General features: G+C 51.5%; 19 protein-coding genes. 11 read left to right on the top strand and 8 right to left on the bottom strand.

The features are described 5' to 3' along the window. The first annotated feature begins 363 nt into the window (after positions 1-363). The 3 genes from D5398_RS06805 (at position 364) to D5398_RS06795 (ending at position 2,381) form a co-directional block, all read left to right on the top strand. Positions 364-546, top strand: a complete 183-nt coding sequence (locus tag D5398_RS06805) for a Trm112 family protein (RefSeq protein WP_056771818.1) — start codon at positions 364-366, stop codon at positions 544-546. Next, positions 543-1,295 (top strand): 3-deoxy-manno-octulosonate cytidylyltransferase, encoded by a 753-nt coding sequence (gene kdsB, locus D5398_RS06800; RefSeq protein ID WP_120506923.1) that lies wholly within the window; start codon positions 543-545, stop codon positions 1,293-1,295. The genes D5398_RS06805 and kdsB overlap by 4 nt, the downstream gene beginning before the upstream one ends. A gap of 192 nt (positions 1,296-1,487) precedes the next feature. After that, positions 1,488-2,381: a YcbJ family phosphotransferase gene (locus D5398_RS06795; protein WP_120506922.1), complete on the top strand. Its 894-nt coding sequence runs from the start codon at positions 1,488-1,490 to the stop codon at positions 2,379-2,381. A 1-nt stretch (position 2,382) separates the two neighbouring features. Here D5398_RS06795 and elyC read toward each other — a convergent pair whose 3' ends face one another. After that, positions 2,383-3,162, bottom strand: a complete 780-nt coding sequence (elyC, locus tag D5398_RS06790) for an envelope biogenesis factor ElyC (RefSeq protein ID WP_120506921.1) — start codon at positions 3,160-3,162, stop codon at positions 2,383-2,385. 147 nt (positions 3,163-3,309) lie between these two features. Here elyC and cmoM point away from each other — a divergent pair, with 147 nt between their 5' ends. The 7 genes from cmoM (at position 3,310) to D5398_RS06755 (ending at position 14,251) form a co-directional block, all read left to right on the top strand. After that, the gene (gene cmoM, locus D5398_RS06785) at positions 3,310-4,095 is read left to right on the top strand and encodes a tRNA uridine 5-oxyacetic acid(34) methyltransferase CmoM (RefSeq protein WP_120506920.1); all 786 of its coding nucleotides are present in this window, start codon (positions 3,310-3,312) and stop codon (positions 4,093-4,095) included. Beyond that, positions 4,092-5,414 carry a chromosome partition protein MukF gene (gene mukF / locus D5398_RS06780; protein ID WP_120506919.1) on the top strand — a complete coding sequence of 441 codons (1,323 nt, stop codon included), beginning with the start codon at positions 4,092-4,094 and terminating at the stop codon, positions 5,412-5,414. The genes cmoM and mukF overlap by 4 nt, the downstream gene beginning before the upstream one ends. After that, positions 5,395-6,126 (top strand): chromosome partition protein MukE, encoded by a 732-nt coding sequence (gene mukE / locus D5398_RS06775; protein WP_120506918.1) that lies wholly within the window; start codon positions 5,395-5,397, stop codon positions 6,124-6,126. Before mukF ends, mukE begins: the two co-directional genes overlap by 20 nt. Next, positions 6,123-10,571: a chromosome partition protein MukB gene (gene mukB / locus D5398_RS06770; RefSeq protein ID WP_120506917.1), complete on the top strand. Its 4,449-nt coding sequence runs from the start codon at positions 6,123-6,125 to the stop codon at positions 10,569-10,571. Before mukE ends, mukB begins: the two co-directional genes overlap by 4 nt. Before the next feature lie 401 nt (positions 10,572-10,972). Further along, positions 10,973-12,823, top strand: coding sequence for a L,D-transpeptidase (gene ldtD, locus D5398_RS06765; RefSeq protein ID WP_120506916.1), 1,851 nt, complete (start codon positions 10,973-10,975; stop codon positions 12,821-12,823). A gap of 179 nt (positions 12,824-13,002) precedes the next feature. Beyond that, positions 13,003-13,554, top strand: coding sequence for a peptidoglycan L,D-endopeptidase MepK (mepK, locus tag D5398_RS06760; RefSeq protein WP_120506915.1), 552 nt, complete (start codon positions 13,003-13,005; stop codon positions 13,552-13,554). A 49-nt stretch (positions 13,555-13,603) separates the two neighbouring features. Beyond that, positions 13,604-14,251 carry an MBL fold metallo-hydrolase gene (locus D5398_RS06755; RefSeq protein WP_120506914.1) on the top strand — a complete coding sequence of 216 codons (648 nt, stop codon included), beginning with the start codon at positions 13,604-13,606 and terminating at the stop codon, positions 14,249-14,251. A 75-nt stretch (positions 14,252-14,326) separates the two neighbouring features. On the opposite strand, the gene D5398_RS06750 is transcribed toward D5398_RS06755, so the two are convergent. The 5 genes from D5398_RS06750 to D5398_RS06730 all read right to left on the bottom strand — a co-directional run bounded on the left by D5398_RS06750 (position 14,327) and on the right by D5398_RS06730 (position 21,778). Further along, complete coding sequence (locus D5398_RS06750) at positions 14,327-15,517, bottom strand: amino acid aminotransferase (RefSeq protein ID WP_120506913.1); 1,191 nt, start codon at positions 15,515-15,517, stop codon at positions 14,327-14,329. 241 nt (positions 15,518-15,758) lie between these two features. Further along, a complete protein-coding gene (gene ompC, locus D5398_RS06745) occupies positions 15,759-16,871 on the bottom strand; it encodes a porin OmpC (protein WP_279635000.1) in 1,113 nt (370 codons plus the stop codon). 299 nt (positions 16,872-17,170) lie between these two features. Next, complete coding sequence (gene asnS, locus D5398_RS06740) at positions 17,171-18,571, bottom strand: asparagine--tRNA ligase (RefSeq protein WP_120506912.1); 1,401 nt, start codon at positions 18,569-18,571, stop codon at positions 17,171-17,173. A 276-nt stretch (positions 18,572-18,847) separates the two neighbouring features. Next, the gene (pncB, locus tag D5398_RS06735; RefSeq protein WP_120506911.1) at positions 18,848-20,053 is read right to left on the bottom strand and encodes a nicotinate phosphoribosyltransferase; all 1,206 of its coding nucleotides are present in this window, start codon (positions 20,051-20,053) and stop codon (positions 18,848-18,850) included. Positions 20,054-20,389: 336 nt separating this feature from the next. Continuing rightward, entirely contained in the window at positions 20,390-21,778 is a 1,389-nt protein-coding gene (locus D5398_RS06730; RefSeq protein ID WP_120507007.1) for an MFS transporter, read from the bottom strand. A 434-nt stretch (positions 21,779-22,212) separates the two neighbouring features. Between D5398_RS06730 and pepN the strand changes: the two genes are divergently transcribed. Next, a complete protein-coding gene (gene pepN / locus D5398_RS06725; protein WP_120506910.1) occupies positions 22,213-24,828 on the top strand; it encodes an aminopeptidase N in 2,616 nt (871 codons plus the stop codon). Between the two features lie 85 nt (positions 24,829-24,913). Here the strand turns inward: pepN and ssuB are convergent, their stop codons facing one another. Both ssuB and ssuC read right to left on the bottom strand, forming a co-directional pair. Further along, entirely contained in the window at positions 24,914-25,696 is a 783-nt protein-coding gene (ssuB, locus tag D5398_RS06720) for an aliphatic sulfonates ABC transporter ATP-binding protein (RefSeq protein ID WP_120506909.1), read from the bottom strand. Then, positions 25,693-26,484, bottom strand: coding sequence for an aliphatic sulfonate ABC transporter permease SsuC (gene ssuC, locus D5398_RS06715; protein WP_120506908.1), 792 nt, complete (start codon positions 26,482-26,484; stop codon positions 25,693-25,695). Before ssuC ends, ssuB begins: the two co-directional genes overlap by 4 nt. Between the last annotated feature and the right edge of the window lies 1 nt (position 26,485).

Below are 26,485 nucleotides of genomic sequence, written 5' to 3'. Positions count from 1 at the left end.
GCTGCGTCAGGCAGCCGTTATTTCACGATGATTGCAGGTGTGACTTCAGTATTAGTGACTGAAGTTAGCGAGCATTGCGATAATTTTGTTAATGGTTTTCATTTTAGTGCTCTTCTGTGGGGTTGATAATGTGACTTGCATCACAAAAAAATTGTACTCCCACTAAATCTCCAACGCAATCACTCGCTGATGAAATTTTTTAGTCACATTGAATTAACTTTTTTGAAGCCGCCGCAGGCGAACTGAGGATTAACGGGTGACAGGCGTTATGTTATCCTGTCAGGCCGCTGTCTCGTGTTTTCCAATGTTTTTTTGCGTTACACCTTACTGAAAACGCGGTGTATTCGCCTCCGGGAGGAACTTATGGATCATCGTTTACTTGAAATCGTTGCGTGCCCTGTCTGCAACGGTAAGCTCTACTTTAATAAAGAATCACAGGAACTGGTATGTAAGGCGGACAGCCTGGCTTATCCGGTTCGTGACGGTATCCCGGTATTATTAGAAAATGAAGCCCGTCCGCTTTCTGTTGATGAGACGCATCCATGAGTTTTATTGCGATTATTCCGGCCCGTTATGGGTCAAGCCGTTTACCCGGCAAGCCGCTGGCGGATATCAACGGTAAACCGATGGTTGTGCATGTAATGGATCGCGCCCTTGAGTCCGGGGCGAAAAGAGTGATTGTTGCGACCGATCATCCCGATGTGGCTAAAGCCGTCGAAGCAGCCGGTGGTGAAGTCTGCCTCACCCGTCCTGATCATGAGTCCGGTACAGAGCGTCTGGCTGAAGTGATTGAATTATGTCAGTTTGCCGATGACGAAATTATCGTGAATGTGCAGGGTGACGAGCCGTTGATCCCACCGGTGATTATCCGTCAGGTGGCAGACAATCTGGCAAAAAGCGAAGCAGGTATGGCGACACTGGCGGTACCTATCGAAACGGCGGAAGAAGCGTTCAATCCGAATGCTGTAAAAGTCGTCCGCGATGCACGGGGCTACGCCCTGTATTTCTCACGGGCGACCATTCCCTGGGAACGTGAACGTTTCGCCGTCTCGAAAGAAACCGTTGGAGATACTTTCCTTCGCCACATCGGCATTTATGCTTACCGCGCAGGATTTATCCGCCAGTATGTGAAGTGGGAACCGAGCCAGCTTGAGCACATCGAACTGCTCGAACAGCTGCGGGTACTGTGGTACGGTGAAAAAATCCACGTTGATGTAGCGAAAGCTATCCCGTCCGTGGGTGTGGATACGGCAGAAGATTTAGAACGCGTGCGCGCAATACTGAGCCATAAATAAAGATCCTGATCCATAAATAATAAGGCGGGGTGCTCCTGCATTCCGTTTCTACTTTTAGACTTTCTCTGCGTTTTGCGCGACATCTTCCTTTTTCTGCCTTCATTATCCGGTTTTTGTTTGATCTGAAACGGGGTAATCCGCCACTGAAGCTTTCATCATAAACGTTAACTTTTTCGTCACTGCGAATACGTTATGGAACAGCTAAAAGCCGAATTGAGCATCGTGTTGGGCGAACGTTTGTCCCGACTGGAATGTGTGAGTGAGCAGCCTTATGCCCATCTGTTTTCCCTTTATGATGAGCAGGGTTATGCCATGCCCTTGCTGGCGAAAAGTTTTGTTTGTCAGGGTATCGCCGGACAGGAAGCCTATAAACTCTCGATGCTGGCGAGAGAGGGCGTGGTAAGGGTTCCGACGGTCTATGGCATGGTGACAACGCACCAGAAACCTTATCAGGAAATCCTGTTAATTGAGCGTCTTCGTGGTGTTTCAGCGGAAGCGCCGACACGCACGCCGGAACGATGGAAAATATTGCAGGAGCAAATTGTCGAGGCGATGCTGGCCTGGCACCGCATCGACAGTCACGGCTGCGTTGGTTCCGTCGACAGCACACAGGAAAACAGCTGGCAGAACTGGTATCCGCAAAGAGTAGAAGTGCTGTGGGCGACATTAACGAATTTGCAGGCACCTGAGCTGACTCCAGAAGACCGCACGCTGCTTTTTCGTTCCCGTAACTGCATTGCGGCGCTGTTTGAAGATTTTGACGATACGCCGGTGCTGGTCCACGGCAATCTGTCGCTTCGAAGTATGTTAAAAGATCCGCGCAGCGATCAACTGCTGGCGATGATCAATCCGGGACCGGTACTTTGGGCACCACGTGAGTTTGATTTGTTCCGCCTCTGGGAAAAGGGGATGAGCGAGCAGTTGCTGTTCGGCTATCTGCAAAAAGCGCCTGTTTCGGAAAGCTTCCTTGCCCGCAGATGGATGTATCTGGTGTGGGAGTCCGTTGCTCACATGATCCACACGGGTAAACTCGATCGCCGTCAGTTTGATTTTGCACGGCAACAGTTGTTGCCGTGGCTGAACTGATTTACTTCGTTACGGGCGCGGGCAGTGTCATCCATTGCCACAAGCGCCCCAGCGTTTCGTACCATGCCCGTTCGCTGTGCGATAAGAACAAGGCCTGAGGCAGGGCTCGTTCCCATGGGTTCAGCGGTGAATCGATCGCCAGCTGATTCGCTGGTGCCGGGATCGGATGCAACCCCTGCTGCCGGAAGAACACCATTGCACGCGGCAAATGATTCGCTGACGTTACCAGTACGAAAGGCTGATCTGCGATCAGCGCTTTGACTTCCTGCGCTTCCTGATGCGTATCTTTGGGTTTATCGAGCAAGATAATATCGCTTTCAGGCACGCCTAAACTTTGCGCCACCTTACCCGCTACCGCAGCACTGCTGACCGGATTCGTCATCGCCTGTGCGCCGGTAAAAATCATTTTCGAGCCCGGGTTCGCGCGATAAATTCGGATACCCTCCGTCACCCGTGGCAGGCTGTTGCTGATGAGATTAGAACTTGGCGCCCAGTCCGGGTTGAAGGTATAACCCCCCCCCAAAACCACCACGAATTTAACGGGCGCATGCGCTGCTATCTGATAAGTCGGATACCCGGATTCTATCGGGCGCAAAAGACTGTCCGCGACCGGCTGCACACTTAGCAGCAGTAACAGCAGCCAACTCAGTAAAAAAAACACTTTTCCGGTTTTTTGCCAGCGGGTCATCCACAATAACACCAGTGCAATCGCCATGATGACCAGAATAAAGGGCAGCGGTAATAACAGGCCGCCGAAGGTCTTTTTTAGAATAAATAACATCTGAAACCGGTCCTTTTGGGTGAAAAAACGACATCCGGGCATGAATCCGCGTCAGGATGATTTATTCTACGCCAGCCTGTGCCAAAATAGCAGGTCGCGCAGATAAACCCTTTAACAGATTGCACTATCAGGAACAGGTATCTCTTCATGCAGGATCGTAACTTCGACGATATGGCGGAAAAGTTTTCGCGCAATATCTACGGCACAACTAAGGGACGTATCCGTCAGGCGGTGCTGGGTCAGGATCTGCAGGAATTGCTACAAACGCTGCCTCAGCGTCCATTGCGTATTCTCGATGCGGGCGGTGGTGAAGGACAAATGGCCTGTGAACTTGCCGCTTTAGGACATCAGGTCTTGTTGTGCGATCTCTCCGGTGAGATGATCCGACGCGCCGAGGCGGCTGCGGTGGAAAAAGGTGTGAGCGGGAACATGCAATTTGTACAATGTCCGGCTCAGCACATTGCAGAACATTTGGAACAGCCGGTTGATCTGATATTGTTCCATGCGGTCATTGAATGGCTGGCTGAACCTCGTGAGGCGCTTGCCGCGCTGGTCGATTGTCTGGCCCCAGGTGGCGCATTATCGCTGATGTTTTACAATATCCACGGTCTGGTCATGCGGCATATGATCCTCGGCAATTTCGGTCATGTCGAAGCAGGTGTGCCAAAAATCAAAAAAAGCTCCCTGTTACCCGATCATCCGCTGGAACCTGCGCAGGTTTATCAGTGGCTGGAAGAACTGGGAATGCAGATAAGCGGCAAGACCGGTGTTAGAGTGTTCCACGATTATTTGCGAAACAGACAACAACATAAGCAGGATTTTGACGAGCTTTTGGCGCTGGAGCAGCGTTATTGCCGTCAGGAACCTTTTGTTAGTTTGGGACGTTACATCCATGTGATGGCGCACAAACCCATTCTGAAGGACGAATTATGAGTGAATTTTCCCAGACTGTACCCGAACTGGTCGCCTGGGCACGAAAAAATGATTTCTCAATTTCGCTGCCAACGGAGCGGCTGGCTTTTCTTCTGGCGATTGCCACGTTAAACAGCGAGCGCCTTGACGGGGAAATGAGTGAGGGTGAACTGGTTGATGCGTTTCGTCATGTCAGCAAAGGATTTGAGCAGACTAACGAAACCATCACCGTACGTGCCAATAACGCCATCAATGACATGGTGCGTCAGCGCTTGCTCAACCGTTTTGTCAGTGAAATGGCGGACGGTAATGCCATTTATCGCCTGACCCCGCTGGCGATCGGTATTTCAGATTATTACATCCGTCAGCGTGAATTTTCCACGTTGCGGTTGTCTATGCAGTTGTCGATTGTTGCGCAAGAACTCAAACGTGCGGCTGATGCGGCCGAAGAGGGCGGCGATGATTTCCACTGGCATCGCAACGTTTACGCACCCCTCAAATATTCCGTTGCTGAGATTTTTGACAGTATCGACATGACCCAGCGCATCATGGATGAACAGCAGCAGGGTGTGAAAGACGATATTGCTGCACTGCTGAATATAGACTGGCGCGCGGCCATTTCCAGCTGTGAAATCCTTCTGTCAGAAACCTCCGGCACGCTGCGTGAATTACAAGATACGCTCGAAGCCGCGGGCAACTTGTTACAGGCGCATCTGATGCGCATTCAGGACGCCACGATGGTTGAACTCGACTTGAGTTTCGTCGACAAACTGGTGTTCGACTTACAGAACAAACTCGACCGCATTACCAGCTGGGGTCAGCAGGCCATTGACCTGTGGATTGGCTATGACCGCCATGTGCATAAATTTATCCGTACTGCGATCGACATGGATAAAAACCGGGTGTTTGCGCAACGTCTGCGTCAGTCGGTGCAAAACTACTTTGACCAGCCGTGGACGCTGACCTTTGCTAATGCCGACCGTCTGCTTGATATGCGTGATGAAGAGCTGGCACTGCGCAGCGAAGAAGTGACCGGCGAACTTCCGCCAGATCTCGAGTTTGAAGAATTTAACGAAATCCGCGAACAACTTGCGGCATTGATTGAACAGGCATTACAAGTTTATCAGCAACAAAAAACGCCGCTCAATCTGGGCATGGTAATGCGTGAATACCTTAAGCAGTATCCGCGTGCCCGACATTTTGATGTCGCGCGAATTGTGGTCGACCAGGCGGTACGCCTCGGTGTGGCTGAAGCAGATTTTTCAGGGTTGCATGCCGAATGGCAGGCAATCAATGATTACGGAGCCAAGGTGCAGGCCCATGTCATCGACAAATATTGAACACATAATGCCAGCTAAGCTGGCGCAGGCACTGGCGAACTCAGTGTTTCCTGCTCTCGACAGCCAGCTTCGTTCTGGCCGTCATATCGGCATTGATGAACTGGATAACCACGCTTTCCTGATGGATTATCAGGAAGAGATGGAACTGTTTTACAGCCGCTACAGCGTGGAATTAATCCGGGCGCCGGAAGGCTTCTTCTATCTGCGCCCGCGTTCCACCACGCTTATCCCGCGCTCCGTGCTTTCTGAGCTGGATATGATGGTTGGGAAAATTCTCTGCTATCTGTATCTGAGTCCGGAACGTCTGGCGCATGAGGGCATTTTTACCCAGCAGGAATTGTATGACGAATTGCTGAGTCTGGCCGACGAAAGCAAATTGCTGAAATACGTCAACCAGCGCTCAACCGGCTCGGATTTAGATCGCCAGAAGTTGCAGGATAAAGTCCGCACGTCACTGAATCGCCTGCGCCGCCTGGGCATGGTGTATTTCATGGGCGTCGACAGCACTAAATTCCGTATTACCGAAGCGGTATTTCGTTTTGGTGCGGATGTCCGCAGCGGCGATGACGCGCGCGAAGCGCAGTTGCGCATGATCCGCGACGGCGAAGCGATGCCCGTCGACAGCGCGTTGTCATTGAACGACGAAACTGAAGATGGCGAACCGCTGGCAGGGCAGCAAGGGCATGAGAGCGCAGAGGATGAACAGGAATGATTGAACGCGGTAAATTTCGCTCACTGACGCTGGTTAACTGGAACGGCTTTTTCGCCCGGACATTTGACCTCGATTCACTGGTCACCACGCTGTCAGGCGGTAACGGGGCGGGTAAATCCACCACCATGGCCGCCTTTGTAACGGCGCTGATCCCCGATCTGACGTTGCTGCATTTTCGTAATACCACCGAAGCGGGTGCGACGTCCGGCTCACGCGACAAAGGTCTGCACGGTAAATTGCGCGCAGGTGTCTGTTACTCGGTTCTGGATGTCGTCAACTCGCGCCATCAGCGCATCGTTGTGGGTGTTCGTCTGCAACAGGTTGCCGGTCGTGACCGTAAAGTCGATATCAAACCTTTCACCATTCAGGGCTTACCGGTAGCGGTGAACCCGACGGAAATGCTGACAGAAACGGTCGGCGAGCGTCAGGCCCGCGTGTTGCCTTTGCATGAACTGAAAGAGCGCGTGGAAGCAATGGAAGGCGTGCAGTTCAAGCAGTTCAACTCGATTACTGATTATCATGCGCTGATGTTCGACCTGGGTGTTATCCCGCGTCGTCTGCGTTCAGCGTCTGACCGCAGTAAGTTCTATCGCCTGATTGAAGCCTCGTTGTACGGCGGTATCTCCAGCGCCATCACCCGTTCCCTGCGCGACTATCTGTTGCCGGAAAACAGCGGTGTGCGCAAAGCGTTCCAGGATATGGAAGCGGCGCTGCGTGAAAACCGTATGACACTGGAAGCGATCCGCGTTACACAATCTGACCGTGATCTGTTTAAGCATCTGATTTCTGAAGCGACGTCTTACGTGGCCGCCGACTATATGCGCCACGCCAACGAGCGCCGCATTCATCTCGATGGCGCGCTGGTGCTGCGTAACGATTTGCTGACCAGCCGCAAACAGCTTTCCAGCGAGCAATATCGTCATGTTGAAATGGCGCGTGAACTGGCTGAGCAAAGTAGTTCGCAAAGTGATCTGGAAACCGATTATCAGGCTGCCAGTGACCATCTGAGTCTGGTTCAGACCGCGATGCGTCAGCAGGAAAAAATCGAGCGTTACGAAAGTGATCTTGAAGAACTGACTTACCGTCTGGAAGAGCAGAACGAAGTCGTAGCGGAAGCCAGCGAACAGCACGCAGAGCATGAAGCGCGGGCGGAAGCGGCTGAGCTTGAAGTGGATGAACTGAAAAGTCAGCTGGCCGATTATCAGCAGGCGCTGGATGTTCAGCAAACCCGTGCAATCCAGTACCAGCAAGCTTTGCAGGCCATTGAGCGCGCGCGTGACTTGTGTCAGATCCCTGATCTGAGTATTCAGAACAGTGAAGAATGGCTCGAAACATTCCAGAGCAAAGAGCAGGAAGCGACTGAAATCCTGCTGATGCTGGAACAGAAAATGAGCGTGGCTTCTGCGGCTCATAATCAGTTCGAAAATGCTTATCAGCTGGTGGTGAAAATCGCTGGTGAAGTGAGCCGTAGCGAAGCCTGGCAAACGGCGCGTGAATTATTGCGCGACTGGTCTTCGCAGCAACATCAGGCGGAGCGGGTTGAACCGCTGCGTATGCGTTTGTCGGAGCTGGAAGGGCGACTGCGTGAACAGCAGGACGCTGAACGCCAGTTGCAGGAATTCTGCAAACGCACCGGTCAGGATGTGCATCCGGAAGATCTGGACGAAATGCAGCGCGAGCTGGAAGTGCAGATTGAAGAATTGCAGGGCGTGGTGTCGCAGGCCGGTGAACGTCGCATGGAAATGCGTCAGGAGCTGGAGCGTGTTCAGTCGCGCATTCGTGAACTGACCGCCCGTGCGCCAGTCTGGCTGGCCGCACAGGAAGCACTCAGCCAGTTAAGCGAGCAAAGTAAAGAACCGCTGGAAAGCAGCCAGCAGGTCACAGAATACATGCAGCAGTTGCTGGAAACGGAACGTGAAACCACGGTTGAGCGTGACGAAGTGGCTGCACGCAAGCGTCGTATTGAAGGTCAGATCACTCGTCTGAGTCAGCCAAGCGGTGCGGAAGATTCCCGTTTGATCGCCCTGGCGGAACGCTTCGGCGGTGTGCTGCTATCAGAAATTTATGATGACGTCACCATTGACGATGCGCCTTATTTCTCCGCGTTGTATGGCCCGTCGCGCCACGCGATTGTTGTGCCTGATTTATCGCTGATCCGCGACCAGCTCGACGGACTGGATGATTGCCCGGAAGATCTCTATCTGATCGAAGGCGATCCGCAGTCATTCGATGACAACGTGTTTGAAGTCGAAGAAATGCAGGGCGCTGTCCTGGTGAAAACCGGAGACCGCCAGTGGCGTTATTCTCACTTCCCGCAGGTACCGTTGTTTGGACGTGCGGCGCGTGAAAATCGTCTCGAGACTTTACATAAAGAGCGCGAAAATCTCTCCGAGCGCTATGCGACACTGTCGTTTGACGTGCAGAAAATTCAGCGCGCGCATCAGGCCTTCAGCCGTTTCATTGGCAGCCATCTGGCCGTTGCATTTGATGCCGATCCGGAAGCGGAAATCCGCACCCTGAGTGGTCGTCGTGGCGAACTGGAACGTGCTATCAATGCGCACGAAGGCCAGAATCAGCAACAGCGTCAGCAATACGATCAGGCGAAAGATGCGATCGGCATGCTCAATAAATTGCAGCCGCGCGTTGGTTTGTTGTGCGACGAAACGCTGATTGACCGTGTGGAAGAAATCCGCGAAGAAATGGAAGAGGCGCAGGATTCTGCCCGTTTCATTCAGCAACACGGTATTTCACTGGCTAAGCTGGAACCGCTGGTGTCGGTATTGCAAAGCGATCCGGAACAGCACGAGCAGCTTAAAGAAGATTACGCGCAGGCGCAGCATTCACAGCGCCTGGCGAAACAACAGGCATTTGCGCTGACCGAAGTGGTTCAGCGCCGTGCGCACTTCAGCTATACCGATTCTGCCGGTATGCTGAATGAAAACAGTGACCTGAATGACAAACTGCGTCAGCGCCTGGAACATGCGGAAGCGGAACGTACGCGTGCCCGTGAGCAGATGCGTCAACATCAGACTCAGCTGACTCAATACAGTCAGGTTCTGGCCTCGCTGAAAAGTTCATTCGATGCCAAACGCGATATGCTCAAAGAGCTGAGTCAGGAATTGCAGGATATCGGCGTTCAGGCTGATCCGAATGCCGAAGCGCGTGCCAAGACCCGTCGTGATGAGTTGCACTCCGCGCTCAGTACTAACCGCGCACGTTGCAACCAGCTGGAAAAACAGATCACCTTCTGCGAAGCAGAAATGGATAATCTGCAGAAAAAACTGCGTAAGCTTGAGCGTGATTACCACCAGAGTCGTGAGCAGGTGGTGTCCTCGAAAGCGGGCTGGTGTGCGGTCATGCGTCTGGTGAAAGATAATGGCGTTGAGCGTCGTCTGCACCGTCGTGAGCTGGCTTACATGGATGGCGACGAACTGCGTTCAATGTCGGATAAAGCATTGGGTGCGCTGCGCCTTGCGGTGTCGGATAACGAACATCTGCGCGACGTGCTGCGTCTTTCGGAAGATCCGAAACGTCCGGAACGTAAAATCCAGTTCTATATCGCCGTCTATCAGCATCTGCGCGAACGTATCCGTCAGGATATTATCCGCACCGACGATCCGGTCGAAGCCATCGAGCAGATGGAAATCGAGCTGGGACGTCTGACTGAAGAACTGACCGCCCGCGAGCAGCAACTGGCCATCAGTTCGAAAAGTGTGGCGAATATCATTCGCAAAACTATTCAGCGCGAACAGAACCGTATCCGTCAGCTGAACCAGGGGCTGCAGGCTGTGGCGTTTGGTCAGGTGAAAAGTGTGCGTCTGAACGTGAACGTGCGTGAAGCCCACGCAGGTTTACTGGATGTGCTGTCTGAGCAGCAGGAGCAGCATCAGGACTTGTTCAGCAGTAACCGCCTGACCTTCTCGGAAGCGCTGGCGAAACTCTACCAGCGTCTGAATCCGCAAATTGATATGGGCCAGCGTACGCCACAAACGATTGGCGAAGAACTTCTGGATTACCGCAACTACCTGGAAATGGAAGTCGAAGTAAACCGGGGTTCAGACGGCTGGCTGCGTGCGGAAAGTGGTGCGCTGTCGACCGGTGAAGCGATCGGTACCGGTATGTCGATTCTGGTGATGGTTGTTCAGAGCTGGGAAGACGAGTCGAGCCGTATGCGTGGTAAAGATATTTCGCCATGCCGCCTGCTGTTCCTTGATGAAGCCGCGCGCCTGGATGCGAAATCTATCGCCACGCTGTTCGAGCTGTGTGACCGTCTGGAAATGCAGCTGATCATTGCTGCGCCAGAAAACATCAGCCCGGAAAAAGGGACGACGTATAAACTTGTGCGTAAAGTGTTTGGCAATAATGAACATGTGCATGTGGTGGGTTTACGCGGTTTTGCCGCAGAACTTCCTGTACTGGCCAATACTGAAGCTGACGTCTCCTGATTATTTTCAGAATATGATCATGCCCCGGCTTATGTCGGGGCTTTTTTTGTCTTTTTGCCCGTTATTTTCGTTGTTCCTTTTCTTAACACCTTTTTCAGCTTCCCTATCCACTTATTCATTCATCAGATATTTCCCTGAAAATCCCATGCTTTATTAATTTTAAGATAAAGATTTTCCTAATGACTGGATGAAATCTGAGCTGACGGATTGCCATTGAACGGAAAGTACCCAATCAAACCTTTATTTCGTCTGGCGGCTGGCTTAGAGTCTTCACGTAACACGCGGACTGTATTTCATTGAGTTACCGCGCAAAAAAAGAATTCTGTTTATATACTTAAACCAGACGTTACTGGCTTAATTTTGGGGAATGAATTGGGCACTTTATCGGGAGGCAAGGGAAGATGTTAATGAATCAAAGGTCTCTCAGGTTTTTAGTCGCCAGCTGCTTGCTGGCGAGCGGTCTGTCTCCGTGGTTTGCTGCCTGGGCGGCAGTTCCCACCATGCCGGTAGGGAAGACCACGCTATCCAGCGTGCAGAGCATGAGCCAGTTGCAGGCAGAATTAATGCCAAGAGGTATCCGTCCTCTCTATCTGTCATCTCTCTCATCGCTTTATGCCGCTAACCATATGCAGCCGATGTGGAAAGATCGGCAAACGGTACAAATATTCCAGCAGCAGCTAGCTGAGCTTGCCATTTCCGGGATCCAGCCCCAGTTTACCCAGTGGGTGAAATGGCTGACTGATCCTGAAGTGACCGGTATGGCGCGCGACGTGGTGCTGTCTGATGCGATGCTGGGATATTTACAGTTTACCAGCAGCGTGGAAGCCAATGGCGATAAGTGGCTTTACAGCACAACACCTTACAAGATGACGACGCCATCGCTGACGGTGATTAACCAGTGGCAACTGGCGGTGCGACAGGGTGATACCGCGCGCTATCTGTCGACACTGACGCCACAACATCCTTATTACGCCAAAATGCATGATGCGCTGAAAACGATGCTGGCGGACAATCGTCCGTGGCCCGCAATGCGCGGTTCAGCAAGTCTGCGTCCTGATCAAATCAGTGACGATGTTCCTGCACTGCGAGAGATCCTTACCAGAACCGGCATGATGATCGCCTCGCCTCAGGAAACCACCGCTCCGAAGCCGACGGATGAAACCATCGCCCCGAATACTCCGGGGAGTGCGGCGAATGATGACTTGTCTGTTGACGAAAGCGCAGATAAAGCTCAGCCCGCGACGCCAGCGGTTAGTCCTTCAGCGACATCAGTTCAGGATGTTCTGCCTTCGGTTCAGTCGGCAGAAACCCCCGCACCGGCTGCGCCTGTTGCCGTTTCGAATAACCAGTACACACCTGACTTAGTGGACGCAGTGAAACGCTTCCAGAAATGGCAGGGGCTGGAAGCCGATGGCATCATCGGCGGACGCACGCGTCAGTGGTTGAATGCATCGCCGCAGCTGCGTGCGACACTTCTGGCGCTGAATATCCAGCGTTTGCGGATCCTGCCCGGGAATGTGAATACCGGAATTATGGTGAACATTCCCAACTACCAGCTCACCTACTATCTCAATGGTAATGAAGTGCTGTCATCGCGGGTCATTGTCGGGCGCCCGAGCCGGAAAACGCCACTGATGAGCAGTGCGCTAAATAATGTTGTGGTGAATCCACCGTGGAATGTGCCAACAACATTAGTGCGCGAAGATATCGTACCGAAAGCCATGAATAATCCGGGCTACTTCCAGCAACACGGCTATCAGGTCTTGTCAGGCTGGAGCAATGATGCGGAAGTCATCGACCCTTCTATGATCGACTGGGCAATGGTGTCACCTAACCATTTCCCGTACCGTATCCGTCAGGCGCCGGGCGTGAGCAACTCCCTTGGCCGGTATAAATTCAATATGCCGAGTTCGGACGCGATTTATCTGCACGACACGCCGAACCATAATCTTTTCAGCAGGGATATTCGCGCGCTAAGTTCGGGGTGCGTGAGGGTGAATAAAGCGTCTGAACTGGCGAATATGCTGTTGCAGGATGCTGGCTGGAATGACACGCGTATCTCTTCAGCGTTGCAGGGCGGGAACACCACTTACGTGGCAATAAGGCATCATATACCGGTAAAACTGTTTTATCTGACGGCGTGGGTTGCTGATGATGGTAAGCCGCAATTCCGCACAGACATTTACAATTATGATTCAACAGTGAGATCTGGCGCCCAAATTTTGCCTCAGGCAGAAATTTTGCTCCAATAAATGCAGTAAAACTAATCTGATAAGGGTCAGAGTAATTGGCCACACAACGAGCGTGAGCTACTGGCACGCTCGTTTTGCATATCAGGGTCTCTTGACTCGCTGATAGTTGGCAGTTAAGGTTCGAAACGGTGCATAAATCGCACATATTTTTGACTCTCTTATCGGATAGTAAACTGTTCATGAATGAAATCGACAAACATCGCCGTAAATGGCTGGCACTGGGCAGTGCCGCTATGGGGATTGCATTACTTCCGAGTCGTGCATTCGCCACTCTTTCCACTCCTCGTCCGCGTGTTTTAGTCGTTAATAACTTAAATACCGGCGAAACCCTCAAAACTGAGTTCTTTGATGGAAAGCGTTACAACAAGGATGAGTTGGCTCGGTTGAATCATTTGTTCAGAGACTATCGGGCGGAAAAGGTAAAATCTATCGATCCTGCCTTGTTCGACCACCTCTATCGTCTGCAAGTTATGCTCGGCGGCACCAGTAAACCTGTTCAGCTGATTTCTGGCTATCGCTCACTGGCAACCAATAACAGTATGCGTGAACCGGGAAATGGCGTGGCAAAACACAGCTATCACACGCTCGGACAGGCAATGGATTTCCACATTCAGGGGATCGAGTTGAGTAATATCCGCAAAGCTGCGTTAAAAATGCGGATGGGTGGTGTAGGATATTATCCACGAAGTAACTTTGTGCACATCGATACCGGGCCTGCACGGACCTGGTGATGTGTGTAATTAATGGCCTGCCGCTGTGCAGGCCATTTTGTGGAGTCTTATGAAAATCCATCTTATTACCGTTACGGCTTTCAGCCAAAACTGCTCTCTGATTTGGTGTACCAAGACCAATCAGGCCGCCATTGTTGATCCCGGTGGCGAAGCCGCGCGGATCATTCAGGAAGTGTCTGCCAAAGGCGTTTTGGTCACCCAAATTTTGCTGACTCACGGTCATCTTGATCACGTGGGTGCCGCAGCTGAACTGGCTGCACATTATCAGGTGCCTGTTATCGGGCCGCAGAAGGAAGATCAATTCCTGCTTGATGCTTTGCCGACCCAGAGTCAGATGTTTGGCCTTGACCATTGTGACCCGCTGACACCCGATACCTGGCTTGAAGAAGGCGACACGGTAAACGTGGGCGAAGAAATCTTATCCGTATTACATTGTCCGGGTCATACGCCGGGGCACATCGTTTTCATCAATGATAAAGCACGTATTGCCGTTTCCGGTGACGTGATTTTCAAAGGCGGCGTCGGGCGTAGTGATTTCCCACGCGGCGATCATCAGGCGCTTATTAGCTCGATTAAAACCAAACTGTTGCCTCTGGGCGATGACATGGTCTTTATTCCAGGCCATGGCCCGATGTCTGATTTTGGTTACGAGCGTAAAAACAATCCCTTCCTGCAGGACGAAATGCCGGTCTGGTAATGTTTGTTTGCCGGAAAACAAAAAGCCCGTCAGTTTCCTGACGGGCTTTTTTAATGCGACAGCCGCGCTGGCTTTTTACAGCACGGCGACAATCGCTTCACACAGCGGAGCCATATTTTCCAGCGTAATGCCTGCGACGTTAATACGGCCAGAATTCACCGCGTAAACGCCGAACTCATCTCGCAGACGCAGTACCTGATCTTTGGTCAGGCCGCTAAATGAAAACATTCCGTTCTGATTGATAATGAAGCTGAAATCCTGCTGTGCCCCTTTTTCCTGTAGGGTGCTGACAAACAGCTGACGCATACGGTGGATACGCTGGCGCATATCGCTCAGTTCCTGCTCCCACAGTGTGCGCAATGCTTCGTTACCCAGAATGGTGGCTACAACTGCTGCGCCGTGTGCTGGTGGGTTAGAGTAGTTTGTACGGATAACTGATTTTATCTGGCTGAATGCACGATCGGCAGTTTCAGCGTCGGCGGTGACTAAAGTACAAGCGCCGACACGTTCATTGTATAAACCGAAGTTTTTCGAGTAAGAACTGGCGACCAGTAATTCTTTATGGCTGGCGACGAACAGGCGCAGGCCAGCTGCATCTTCTTCCAGACCTTTAGCAAAGCCCTGATAAGCAAAATCAAACAGCGGTAACCAGCCGTTTGCCAGTGACAGTTCCGCCAGCTTAGCCCATTGTTCCTGCGTCGGGTCGATACCCGTCGGGTTATGGCAGCAACCGTGGAAGAGCACTACGTCGCCGGCTTTCGCTTCGCTCAGGCTTTTCAGCATGCCGTCGAAATCCAGGCTGTGACTGGCTGCGTCGTAATAGTTGTATTCTGCAACTTCCAGACCGGAGGCAGAAAATACACCTTTATGGTTCGGCCAGCTTGGATTACTGACCCACACGCGCGTCGCGGTGGTCTGATTTGCAATAAAATCTGCTGCAATGCGCAGGGCACCGGTGCCGCCCGGAGTTTGTGCCGTGCGGGCACGTTTGTCTGCAATCACTGCGCTGTCTTTACCGAACAGCAATTCCTGCGTGCAATGTGCAAAATCAGGCAACCCGTCGATGCTCAGATAGGTTTTAGTGGTTTCATTTTCCAACAAAAACTGTTCGGCTTTCTTCACGCTGGCCAAAACCGGCGTTTTACCCGTTTCATCTTTATAAACACCAATCCCAAGATTGATTTTATTCGAGCGACCATCCGCGCGGAAAAGATCGGTAAGTCCCAGAATAGGGTCAGCAGGTGCTGCAGTGATTTTTTCAAACATGTCGGAAAATTCCATAGCCTGATATGACGAAAGAGGGCTTCAGGGTACCGCCAGCGCTACCGTTTGCCAACCGTTTGCGGCAAAAAGAAAGCAGAGTTGTGAGAAGGCGTGTGAGATTAAAATTTTTTATGGGAGGGGGTAGCAAAGTTCGGTTTTTGAAATGCTTAAATGCAAAAAGCAGAGCCGAAGCTCTGCCTTGATATCCACTTTGATGCGCCCAGAAGCGCATCATTAAGCGATATTAGAACTGGTATTGCAGACCAACACCAACGATGTCGTCTGTGCTACGGCCAGATGCTTTGGTGTAGCTGTTGTCGTCCAGCAGGTTGATTTTATAGTCAACATAGGTAGACATGTTTTTGTTGAAGTAGTAGTAGGTACCCACTTCTACGTATTTAACCAGGTCAGCATCGCCGCCAGCGTAGGTAGAACCGTTGTTGGAGAAACCGTTCAGGCTCTTACCTTTAGACTGCAGGTATGCGATAGATGGGCGCAGACCGAAATCGAACTGGTACTGAGCAACCACTTCGAAGTTCTGAGTTTTGTTAGCAATTGCATCTGGGTTGCCGTAATCGGTGGTGTTACGTGATTCACCGTAGAAGGTTGCCAGGTACAGGTTGTTAGCGTCGTATTTCGCGCCGAATGCGTATGCGTCAGCTTTGTCGCCGTTACCGTCTGCTTTCTGAGTAGAGGTACGGTTAGAAGAGAAGTAAGCACCAGTCAGGCTAACACCGGAGTTGCCGATAGCGTAAGCGGCAGAAGTACCCCAGCCGTCGCCATTGGAATCAACTGGACCACGGTTGTCACGACCTTCGTCGTTTTTGCCCTGGTACTGTACAGCGAAGCTCAGGCCGTCAACCAGACCGAAGAAGTTGCTGTTACGGTAAGTTGCCATGCCATTACCACGACCAACCATGAAGTTGTCGTTGTTCTGGTACATAGTGTCATCGCCGAAGATTGGCAATTGGTCAGTGTAGGACATTACGTCGTAGATTACGCCGTAGTTACGACCGTAGTCGAATGAACCTGCATCGCCAAATTTCAGACCTGCGAAGCCCAGACGAGTTTTGTTACCTTCGTCGCCAGCGCTTTCTGCGTGGTTAGCCTGAACGTTGTATTCCCACTGGCCGTAACCGGTCAGTTGGTCAGTAATTTGAGTTTCGCCTTTGAAGCCGAAACGAACGTAAGTCTGGTCGCCATCGTCGCCAGCGTTGTCAGAGAAGGTGTGACGCGCGTCAACTTTACCGTACAGATCCAGTTTGTTGCCGTCTTTGTTATAGATCTCAGCCGCATTAGCTGCACCAGCAACTAACAGAGCAGGGATTACCACTGCAAGAATATTGCGCTTCATCATTATTATTACCCTCATTGGTTTTATTGGACACCTGCCACTGCCTTAAATAATTCTTTACGGAACTATTCGTGAAAGTTTGGTGTCTCCTGTGTCTGAACGCACTATTCCATCCGTGGTGAGCTTAATCCATAGCGAAAATGCTACTAAATTACTAAATATGTTTCAGTTGGAAAAATTGTATTACAAAATGTGTATTTTACGGAACTTTGTGACAGGGATCTATCTTTCAAAATGACTAAGGCCAGCAATGCTGGCCTTAGTTTTGTAACTATTTTGTTAATTAGAAATAGTTTAATTAATTAGAAGGTTGCATTACGTGGTGTGCGTGGGAACGGAATCACGTCGCGAACGTTCTGTACACCAGTGACATAGGCCACTAAACGTTCAAAGCCCAACCCGAAGCCGGAGTGTGGTACTGTGCCGTAACGACGAAGATCGCGATACCACCAATAATCTTCAGTTTTAAGTCCCATCTCGACCATTCTTGCATCCAATACATCCAGACGTTCTTCACGCTGTGAACCGCCGATAATCTCACCAATACCTGGTGCCAGTACGTCCATCGCTGCTACAGTTTTGCCATCGTCGTTCAAACGCATGTAGAAGGACTTGATATCTTTGGGATAGTTTTTAACCACTACCGGGGCTTTGAAATGTTGCTCAGCAAGATAGCGTTCATGCTCTGAAGAGAGATCCACACCCCAGGAAACGGCATTTTCAAATTTCTGGCCGCAATTCATTAGGATTTCTACTGCTTCAGTGTAATCCACCTGCGCGAAATCAGAGGTTACAAAACGTTCAAGGCGGGCAACCGCATCTTTGTCTACGCGTTCAGCAAAAAAGGCCATATCGTCTGAACGTTCGTTCAAAACTGCCTGGAAAACATACTTCAGCATGTTTTCTGCCAGTGAGGCGATATCATCGAGCGTAGCAAATGCCACTTCCGGTTCAACCATCCAGAACTCAGCGAGATGACGGCTGGTGTTAGAATTTTCCGCACGGAACGTCGGGCCGAAGGTGTAAACCTTAGACAGCGCACATGCGTAAGCTTCACCGTTAAGCTGACCGGAAACAGTAAGGAATGCTTCTTTACCGAAGAAGTCTTCGCTGAAGTCAACGTCGCCTTTGTCGGTACGCGGCAGGTTTTGCAGATCCAGCGTTGAAACGCGGAACATTTCGCCGGCACCTTCGGTATCTGACGCAGTGATCAGCGGGGTAGACACCCAGAAGTAGCCGTTTTCGTGATAGAAGCGGTGAATCGCCTGAGACAGGGTATTGCGCACACGGGCAACGGCACCTATCAGGTTGGTGCGCGGGCGAAGGTGAGCCACTTCACGCAGGTATTCGATACTGTGGCGTTTTGCCGCCATCGGGTAGGTATCAGGGTCATCCACCCAGCCAATAACGTTCACGGCGGTTGCCTGCAATTCGAAACTCTGACCTTCGCCAGGAGATGCGACAACAGTACCAGTCACTTCTACTGAACAACCCGTCGTCAGACGCAGAACGTCTTCCTGATAATTGGGCAGAGAATTATTGATGACGGCCTGTAAAGGATTAAAGCAGGAGCCGTCATAAACGGCGACGAATGAGATACCAGCTTTAGAATCTCTCCGGGTACGTACCCAACCGCGTACGGTGACTTCACTGTCAACCGCAGCACGGCCTTGCAGTACGTCGACTACAGGCACAACGCTCATAGATTTCTCTCTTTCTTTATATATGTTGGCTAAGAAATATTCGACACCCTGTAAAAAGGGATTTTGCTATGTTACTTAGCCTTTCTCAGGACACAAGCAGAAATCACCGTTGGTGAGGAAGAATTGTCAGGCAAAGGCGCGGATTATCAGGAAACATTGAGATAACGAATAAAAGCCGAGCGGAATCAGATTGCAGGTATATAAAGGAAAGAAAGTAAGGAAAGGAAAGAAAATTCTGATAAAGCGCCGAAATACATTCCGGCGCTTTATGGACAGTCAGGACGCTTTTTTTACCAGCGGCAAATCGAAGGCTTTACGCAGCGCTTTCACGAAGGCTTTGTCCTGACAAATAGTTTTGCCCGGACTATCAGACAGCTTGGCGACAGGCTTCCCGTTGCACTGAACCAGCTTGATCACAATATTCAGCGGTTTTACACCGGGAATATTACAGGTCAGGCGTGTACCAATACCAAACACCAGATTTACCCGTTGGTGGAAATGACGATAAAGATGCAGTGCTTTATCCAGATCCAGATTATCGGAAAATACCAGCGTTTTAGTCATCGGATCGATATCCAGCGCGTGGTAATGCGCGATCGCTTTTTCGCCCCATTCAAATGGATCCCCGGAGTCATGGCGCAGCCCCTGATAGGCATTGGCGAATTTGCTGCCGAAATCACGCAGGAAAGCATCCATCGTAATACAGTCGGTCAGCGCAATCCCGAGCTGGTCGGGATATTCATCCAGCCAGGCCTGTAATGCCGCGCGCTGGCTGTTGGCCAGAACTGGACTGATTTGCTGATGCGCCTGGAACCATTCGTGTGCCTGAGTCCCGACCGGCGCCAGCTGCAATTTATGTGCTAAATCGTAATTGCTGGTACCGACCAGATAAGGGAATTCATTTTTAAGCGTGCTGACGATAGCTTCCTGAACTTCGCCAGAGAAACGACGTCGTGTGCCGAAATCCATCAGACGGAAAGCGGAAAGGTCAATATCTGCCGCCTGCTCTTTGAAGCTGGCGAGATTTTTACGCAGTTGATCCACTGCCATTTGCGCGGTCACGTGAGGCGAGCGCTGACGATGCACCACTTCGCTGATCACCGCCAGCAGCGGCACTTCCCACATAATCACTTCGCGCCACGGACCTTCAATGCGTACGTGCAAATGCCCGTTGCGATCGGAAACAGTGACATGTTCAGGATTGTAGCGGAACGCTTTCAGCCAGTTCAGGTAGTCCTGAGTGAAGAAGGGCAGGCCGGAAAGATATGTGAACTCATCATCCGTGAGTGCCAGCTGACTCATCATCCGGACTTGCTCGCGAATTTCGCTGGCATATTCACCCAGCAGTTCATCGCCGCGGCAACGGAACTCGGCTACTACGCTGATATTGCGATAGCGATGGTAAACCGCTTGCTGCATGTGAAGCTTGTAGGCATCGGTATCTAACAGCGAAGTCAAAATCGGGGAGGCGTATGAAGTCATAGCGCGTTTACAGCATCCTCGTCAGAAACTGAGTGTTTGAACACAAACAACCGTTCCGTAAAAAAAACGTTCGGGATAAAACAGCAAAGTCTGTGAAGTATACCGTATTATCCTGTCAAAGAACCCACATCACATCATAATTGTCTGCGAATGGTCGAGGCTTAATTGTGCTTAAACATAGGGAATATGGGCAAACAGGCGATTTTCCGGCTTAAAAAAAGCACAAATTGATTACATAAATTTAATCAACCTGACAATCAGAAAAGAAAAATCGGGGCTATTTTACCCCGATTTTTGTATGTTCATTCCGCTTCGTTTGTTCACGATAGTAAACGATCAGATGTTTTCCAGATTAATGCCCCGCGTTTTTGGCCCGAAAATACCGATGACCAGCATCACAATAATCATGCTGACAACAATGAAAGCAATTACCCCTTGGGTTCCGGCGTATTGCAAGATCAGGCCGATCAAAATGCTGCTAAAGACAGTCGACAGGCGGCTGAATGAATAGCAAAAGCCGACGGCGCGGGCGCGGATATGCGTCGGGAATACTTCAGTCTGGTAGGCATGATAGCTGAACGTCAGCCAGGCGTTGGAGTAGGTGATCAGGAATCCGCAAACCACCAGCATCACCGGATTGGTTTGCAGGGCGAATAAGGTACCGAATACCACCGTCATTAATGACGAGAGAACGATCTGCCATTTGTTTTCAATTTTATCGGCATACCGGCTGCAAATCAGCGATCCCAGCGGGTAGGCCAGCGTAATAAAGAAGGCATACAGCAAACTGTGAGTGACGGTCGTGCCTTTGCCGGAGAGCAGGGCAGGCAACCAGTTACCAAAGCCGAAGAAACCAATGGCCTGGAAAAAGTTCATGACAGTCAGCATCAGCGTACGTTTGCGGTATTCCGGTGACCAGATTTCCCTGAACGTACCTTTTCGCGGTAATTCCGCTGTGCTTTCTTGCGCGATATACGCCGGGCTGTTAGCGACCCCGCAGCGTTTTTCCATCGCACTCACCACATTATGCGCATCCTCATGGCGCCCTTGCTGCGCCAGCCAGCGGGCGGATTCCGGCAGATTTTTACGCACAATCCACACCACCAGTGAACACAGAGCACCTGCAATCACCACGTAACGCCAGCCTGTCAGCCCGAAAAAGGTTTGCGGCACCAGCCACCAGGACATCAGCGCCACAGCCGGTACGGAAAGAAACTGGATAAAGAACGCGAATGCGAACGCACGGCTGCGCATATGGCTCGGCACCCATTCGGTCAGATAGGTATCGATAGTCACCAGCTCAAGGCCCAGACCAATTCCGACCAGAAAACGGCACGCAATGACGCCTTCAGCGCTGTTCTGGAACGACATGAGCAGAGAAAAACAGCCGTACCACGCCAACGCAAACATAAATGTCATACGGCGGCCAAAGCGGTCTGCATTCGGTGCCAGCAGGCTCGCGCCGAAAAAAAGACCTAAAAATGTGGAGGAAGCGAAGGCAGCCTGATCGGATATGCCAAAAACACCCGCAGAGCCGATATGAAATATGTTCTCTGCCAGTAAACCTGAACTAATGTATCCGGTTTCGAAAAGATCATACAGTTCGAAGAATCCACCCAGTGACAACAATATGATGAAGCGCCAGAGTCCGGCGGAGGCTGGAAGCGCGTCAATGCGGGCTGATAATGTCTTGTTATTTAATGTTTTTTTGTTAGTTCTCCCCATTTCAGGGGCGCAGGTGTCACTCATTTTATTATTAGCCTTAGTGATTCATCGTATTCATGATCATGCTAATGACTCCCGATCGGATTTAAATATTGAATTTATGTTACGAATTAGAAAATAGAGCATAAAAAACTGCGCAAAAACGCATTGAGAAAAGTACAGTTTTATCGGTTCAGAATGTGACGTGGATCTGACTTCCACTTTTCACCCCGGAAACGCCCTTTAAGACAAATTTCTGTGTTTTGGTTGAAAGGTGCGCATACGCACTCACAAACTGGCAACAATCTGGGATTTTCTGATGCCTGTGTTAGAGTTTAGAGAGAAAAGTATGAAGGCCGGCAGGGCTCTGCGCAGCGAATCGCTGATGAAAAGCGCCCGCTTAAATGCCATGAATCGTCATCACCATAAACAATGAAAACGCCAAAAGGTTTTTTATGACTCAACTGCCACAAGCCAAGTTCCGCCATGACTATCGTGCGCCGGACTATACCATCACGGATATTGACCTTAATTTCGAGCTTGATGCACAGAAAACCATCGTGACTGCCGTCAGTCAGATTAAACGACAGGGCGCAGAAGGCGCGCCGCTGGTGCTGAATGGTGAAGATCTGAGCCTGATCAGCCTGAAAATTAACGGTCAGGACTGGCCGAAATATCAGTTAAAAGAAGGTGTGCTGGAAATTACCGGCCTGCCGGAAGCGTTTGAACTGGCCATTGTTAACGAAATTCACCCGGCGAAAAATACTGCGCTGGAAGGGCTGTATCTTTCTGGTGAAGCGCTGTGTACCCAGTGTGAAGCTGAAGGTTTCCGCCACATTACCTATTATCTGGATCGCCCGGACGTCCTGGCGCGTTTCACGACCCGCATCGTGGCCGACAAAGCGCGTTATCCTTATTTGCTTTCCAACGGTAACCGTATCGACCAAGGGGAGCTCGAAGGCGGTAAACATTGGATCAAATGGGAAGATCCGTTCCCGAAACCTTGCTACCTGTTTGCGCTGGTCGCGGGCGATTTCGACGTTCTGCGCGATTCCTTCAAAACCCGTTCCGGTCGCGATGTGGCGCTGGAGCTGTTTGTCGATCGCGGAAATCTGGATCGCGCGGGCTGGGCGATGGAATCCCTGAAGCAATCCATGAAATGGGACGAAACCCGTTTCAATCTGGAATACGATCTCGACATCTTTATGATTGTCGCCGTTGATTTCTTCAACATGGGCGCGATGGAAAATAAAGGACTGAACGTCTTTAACTCCAAATACGTGCTGGCAAAAGCAGAAACCGCGACTGACAAAGATTACCTCGGTATCGAAGCAGTGATCGGCCATGAATATTTCCATAACTGGACCGGTAACCGCGTGACCTGTCGCGACTGGTTCCAGCTGAGTCTGAAAGAGGGCCTGACCGTATTCCGTGATCAGGAATTCAGTTCTGATCTGGGTTCGCGTTCAGTCAACCGTATCGACAATGTCCGCGTGATGCGTGGCGCGCAGTTCTCTGAAGATGCCAGCCCGATGGCGCACCCGATCCGTCCGGAAAAAGTCATCGAAATGAACAACTTCTACACCCTGACGGTGTATGAGAAAGGTTCAGAAGTCATCCGTATGCTGCACACTTTGCTCGGCGAAGAGAAATTCCAGACCGGGATGCAGCTGTACTTTGAGCGTCATGACGGCAGCGCAGCTACCTGTGACGATTTTGTGCAGGCGATGGAAGATGCGTCAAACGTTGACCTGTCATTGTTCCGCCGCTGGTATAGCCAGTCCGGTACGCCGGTACTGACTGTGCGCGACGACTATGACGTGGAAAAACAGCAATACACTCTGACCGTCAGCCAGAAAACGCCGGCGACGCCTGATCAAACTGAAAAGCTGCCACTGCATATTCCGCTGGATATCGAACTGTATGATCCGCAGGGCAACGTGATTGCACTGAAACAAAACGGTCAGACAGTCAGCAACGTGTTGAATGTGACCGAAGCCGAGCAGACGTTTGTCTTCGACGACGTGGAATATCAGCCGGTGCCTTCTCTATTACGTGAATTCTCTGCGCCGGTGAAACTCGATTACAAGTGGGGCGATCATCAGCTGACTTTCCTGATGAAATACGCGCGCAACGATTTCGCCCGCTGGGATGCGGCGCAAAGCCTGCTGGCGATTTACATCAAACTGAACGTGGCACGTCATCAGCAGAAACAGCCTCTGTCTCTGCCGCTGCATGTGGCGGATGCGTTCCGTGCTGTATTGCTGGATGAAAGTATTGATCCGGCACTGGCGGCGCAGATCCTGGCCCTGCCGTCTGAAAACGAAATTGCTGAACTGTTTGAAATCATCGATCCTGAAGCGATCAGCGCCGTTCACGATGCAATTACCCGCTGTCTGGCGATAGAAATGGCCGATGAATTCCTGGCGGTTTACAACGCTAACCGTCTGCCAGCTTATCGTGTAGTGCATGAAGACATTGGTAAACGTTCACTGCGTAACACCTGCCTGCATTATCTGGCCTTTGCCGATGTGACTCTGGCTGACCAGCTGGTGAAAGCGCAGTTTGAACAGGCTGATAACATGACAGATTCTCTGGCGGCGATGTCTGCAGCTGTTTCCGCACAGCTGCCTTGCCGTGAATCACTGATGGCGGCTTACGATGAGCGCTGGCATCACGACGGTCTGGTCATGGATAAATGGTTTATCCAGCAGGCGACCAGCCCGGCAGCCGATGTGTTGCAGAAAGTCCGTTCACTGCTGAACCACCGTTCATTCAGCATGGGCAACCCGAACCGTGTTCGTTCATTAGTCGGTGCCTTCGCCTCTGCTAATCCTTCGGCATTCCACGCCGCAGACGGCAGCGGTTATCAGTTCCTGACGGAAATGCTTACCGATCTTAACACCCGTAACCCGCAGGTTGCAGCGCGTATGATTGAGCCGCTGATCCGCCTGAAACGCTACGACCAGAATCGTCAGGCGCTGATGCGTCAGGCCCTTGAACAGCTGAAAGGGCTGGAAAATCTGTCCGGTGATTTGTTCGAGAAAATTACTAAAGCGTTAGATGCGTAATCGCCTCTGCGAGTAAATAGCAGCAAAGCAAAAGGGCGATGGAAACATCGCCCTTTTTAGGTTTTGAATACACAGAATGCGGCAATCAGTTTTGCGCGCGTTTCGCTTCCTGCGCGATATTTTGCAATGGCTGCGGCGTCAGCACACGTTCCAGCACTTCAGCTTCCAGTTCCGCCAGTCTCGCTGAACCTTTACGGCGCGGACGCGGCAAATCTACCGTCAAATCCATACCAATCTGCCCCTGATCAATAAGGATCACCCGGTCAGCCACGGTCACCGCTTCGCTGACATCATGTGTCACCAGCAGGACGGTGAAATCATGCTGCTGCCATAAGCGCTCGATCAGGCTTTGCATCTCAATACGCGTCAGGGCATCCAGCGCACCCAGCGGTTCATCGAGCAATAGCAGACGGGGACGATGGATCAATGCGCGTGCCAGCGCCACGCGTTGTTTTTGTCCGCCGGATAATGCGGATGGCCAGTCGTCGGCGCGGTCGGCCAGTCCGACTTCTTCCAGCGCGGCCAGCGCAGCTTCACGCCATTTGCCTTTCAGGCCCAGCCCGACATTATCAATGACTTTTTTCCATGGCAGAAGGCGGTCATCCTGAAACATCAGGCGTGTATCATCTCGCACCTGACTCAGCGGCGCGCTGGCGCTGAGCAGTTCGCCCTGCGTGGTTTTTTCCAGTCCGGCGAGCAAACGCAGCAGGGTACTTTTACCACAACCGCTGCGGCCGACCACGGCCACAAACTGGCCGGGCGGAATGCGCAGATTGATATCGTTCAGCACGGCGCGGTTGCCGTACTTTTTAGTGATGCCGGAGAGTGTCACCGGCGTGCCTTGCGGGATACGTGCGGGTGCGCTCATGCGGCATCTCCTTGTTTTTTCTGATAAGCAGGGTGCCAGCGCAGCCAGACACTTTCCAGCAGGCGGGCGAGAACATCGGCCAGTTTGCCAAGAATGGCGTAAAGCACGATGGCAACGACCACGACATCAGTTTGCAAAAATTCACGGGCATTCATCGCCAGATAACCAATACCTGAGTTGGCGGAAATGGTTTCTGCCACAATCAGCGTCAGCCACATGAATCCCAGCGCAAATCGCACGCCGACCATAATCGACGGCAACGCGCCCGGTAACACCACCTGAATAAACAGCGGGAAACCGGAAAGTCCGTAGCTGCGCGACATCTCCAGCAGGCCGCGGTCAATGTTACGAATGCCGTGATAAGTATTGAGATAAATCGGGAACAGCGTTCCCAGCGCCACCAGGAAAATCTTGGCGGATTCATCAATGCCGAACCACAGAATTACCAGCGGGATCAGCGCCAGGTGCGGAATGTTACGTAGCATTTGCAGCGAACTGTCCAGCAGGCGCTCGCCCCAGCGGGAAAGCCCGGTGATAAAGCCAAGCAGTAACCCGAGACTGCCGCCGATGGCAAAACCAATCAGTGCGCGGAAAGTACTGATTTTCAGGTTTTGCCAGAGGTCGCCGCTTTTTGCCAGTGTCCAGAAGGCTTCTACCACGGCGCTCGGTGCTGGCAGAATCCGGTTGGATAACCAGCCGGCTTCGACCGCCAGCTGCCAGCCGCCGATGAGTACCACCGGCACAACCCATGGGGCAATGCGGTTCAGCCAGCGTTGTGTCGTTGTCATC

Origin of the sequence: Rahnella bruchi (genome assembly GCF_003614975.1) — a bacterium.
Classification (GTDB): domain Bacteria; phylum Pseudomonadota; class Gammaproteobacteria; order Enterobacterales; family Enterobacteriaceae; genus Rahnella; species Rahnella bruchi.
The sequence above is the reverse complement of the archived record's forward strand: the minus strand, read 5'-3'. Positions and strand labels throughout refer to the sequence as shown.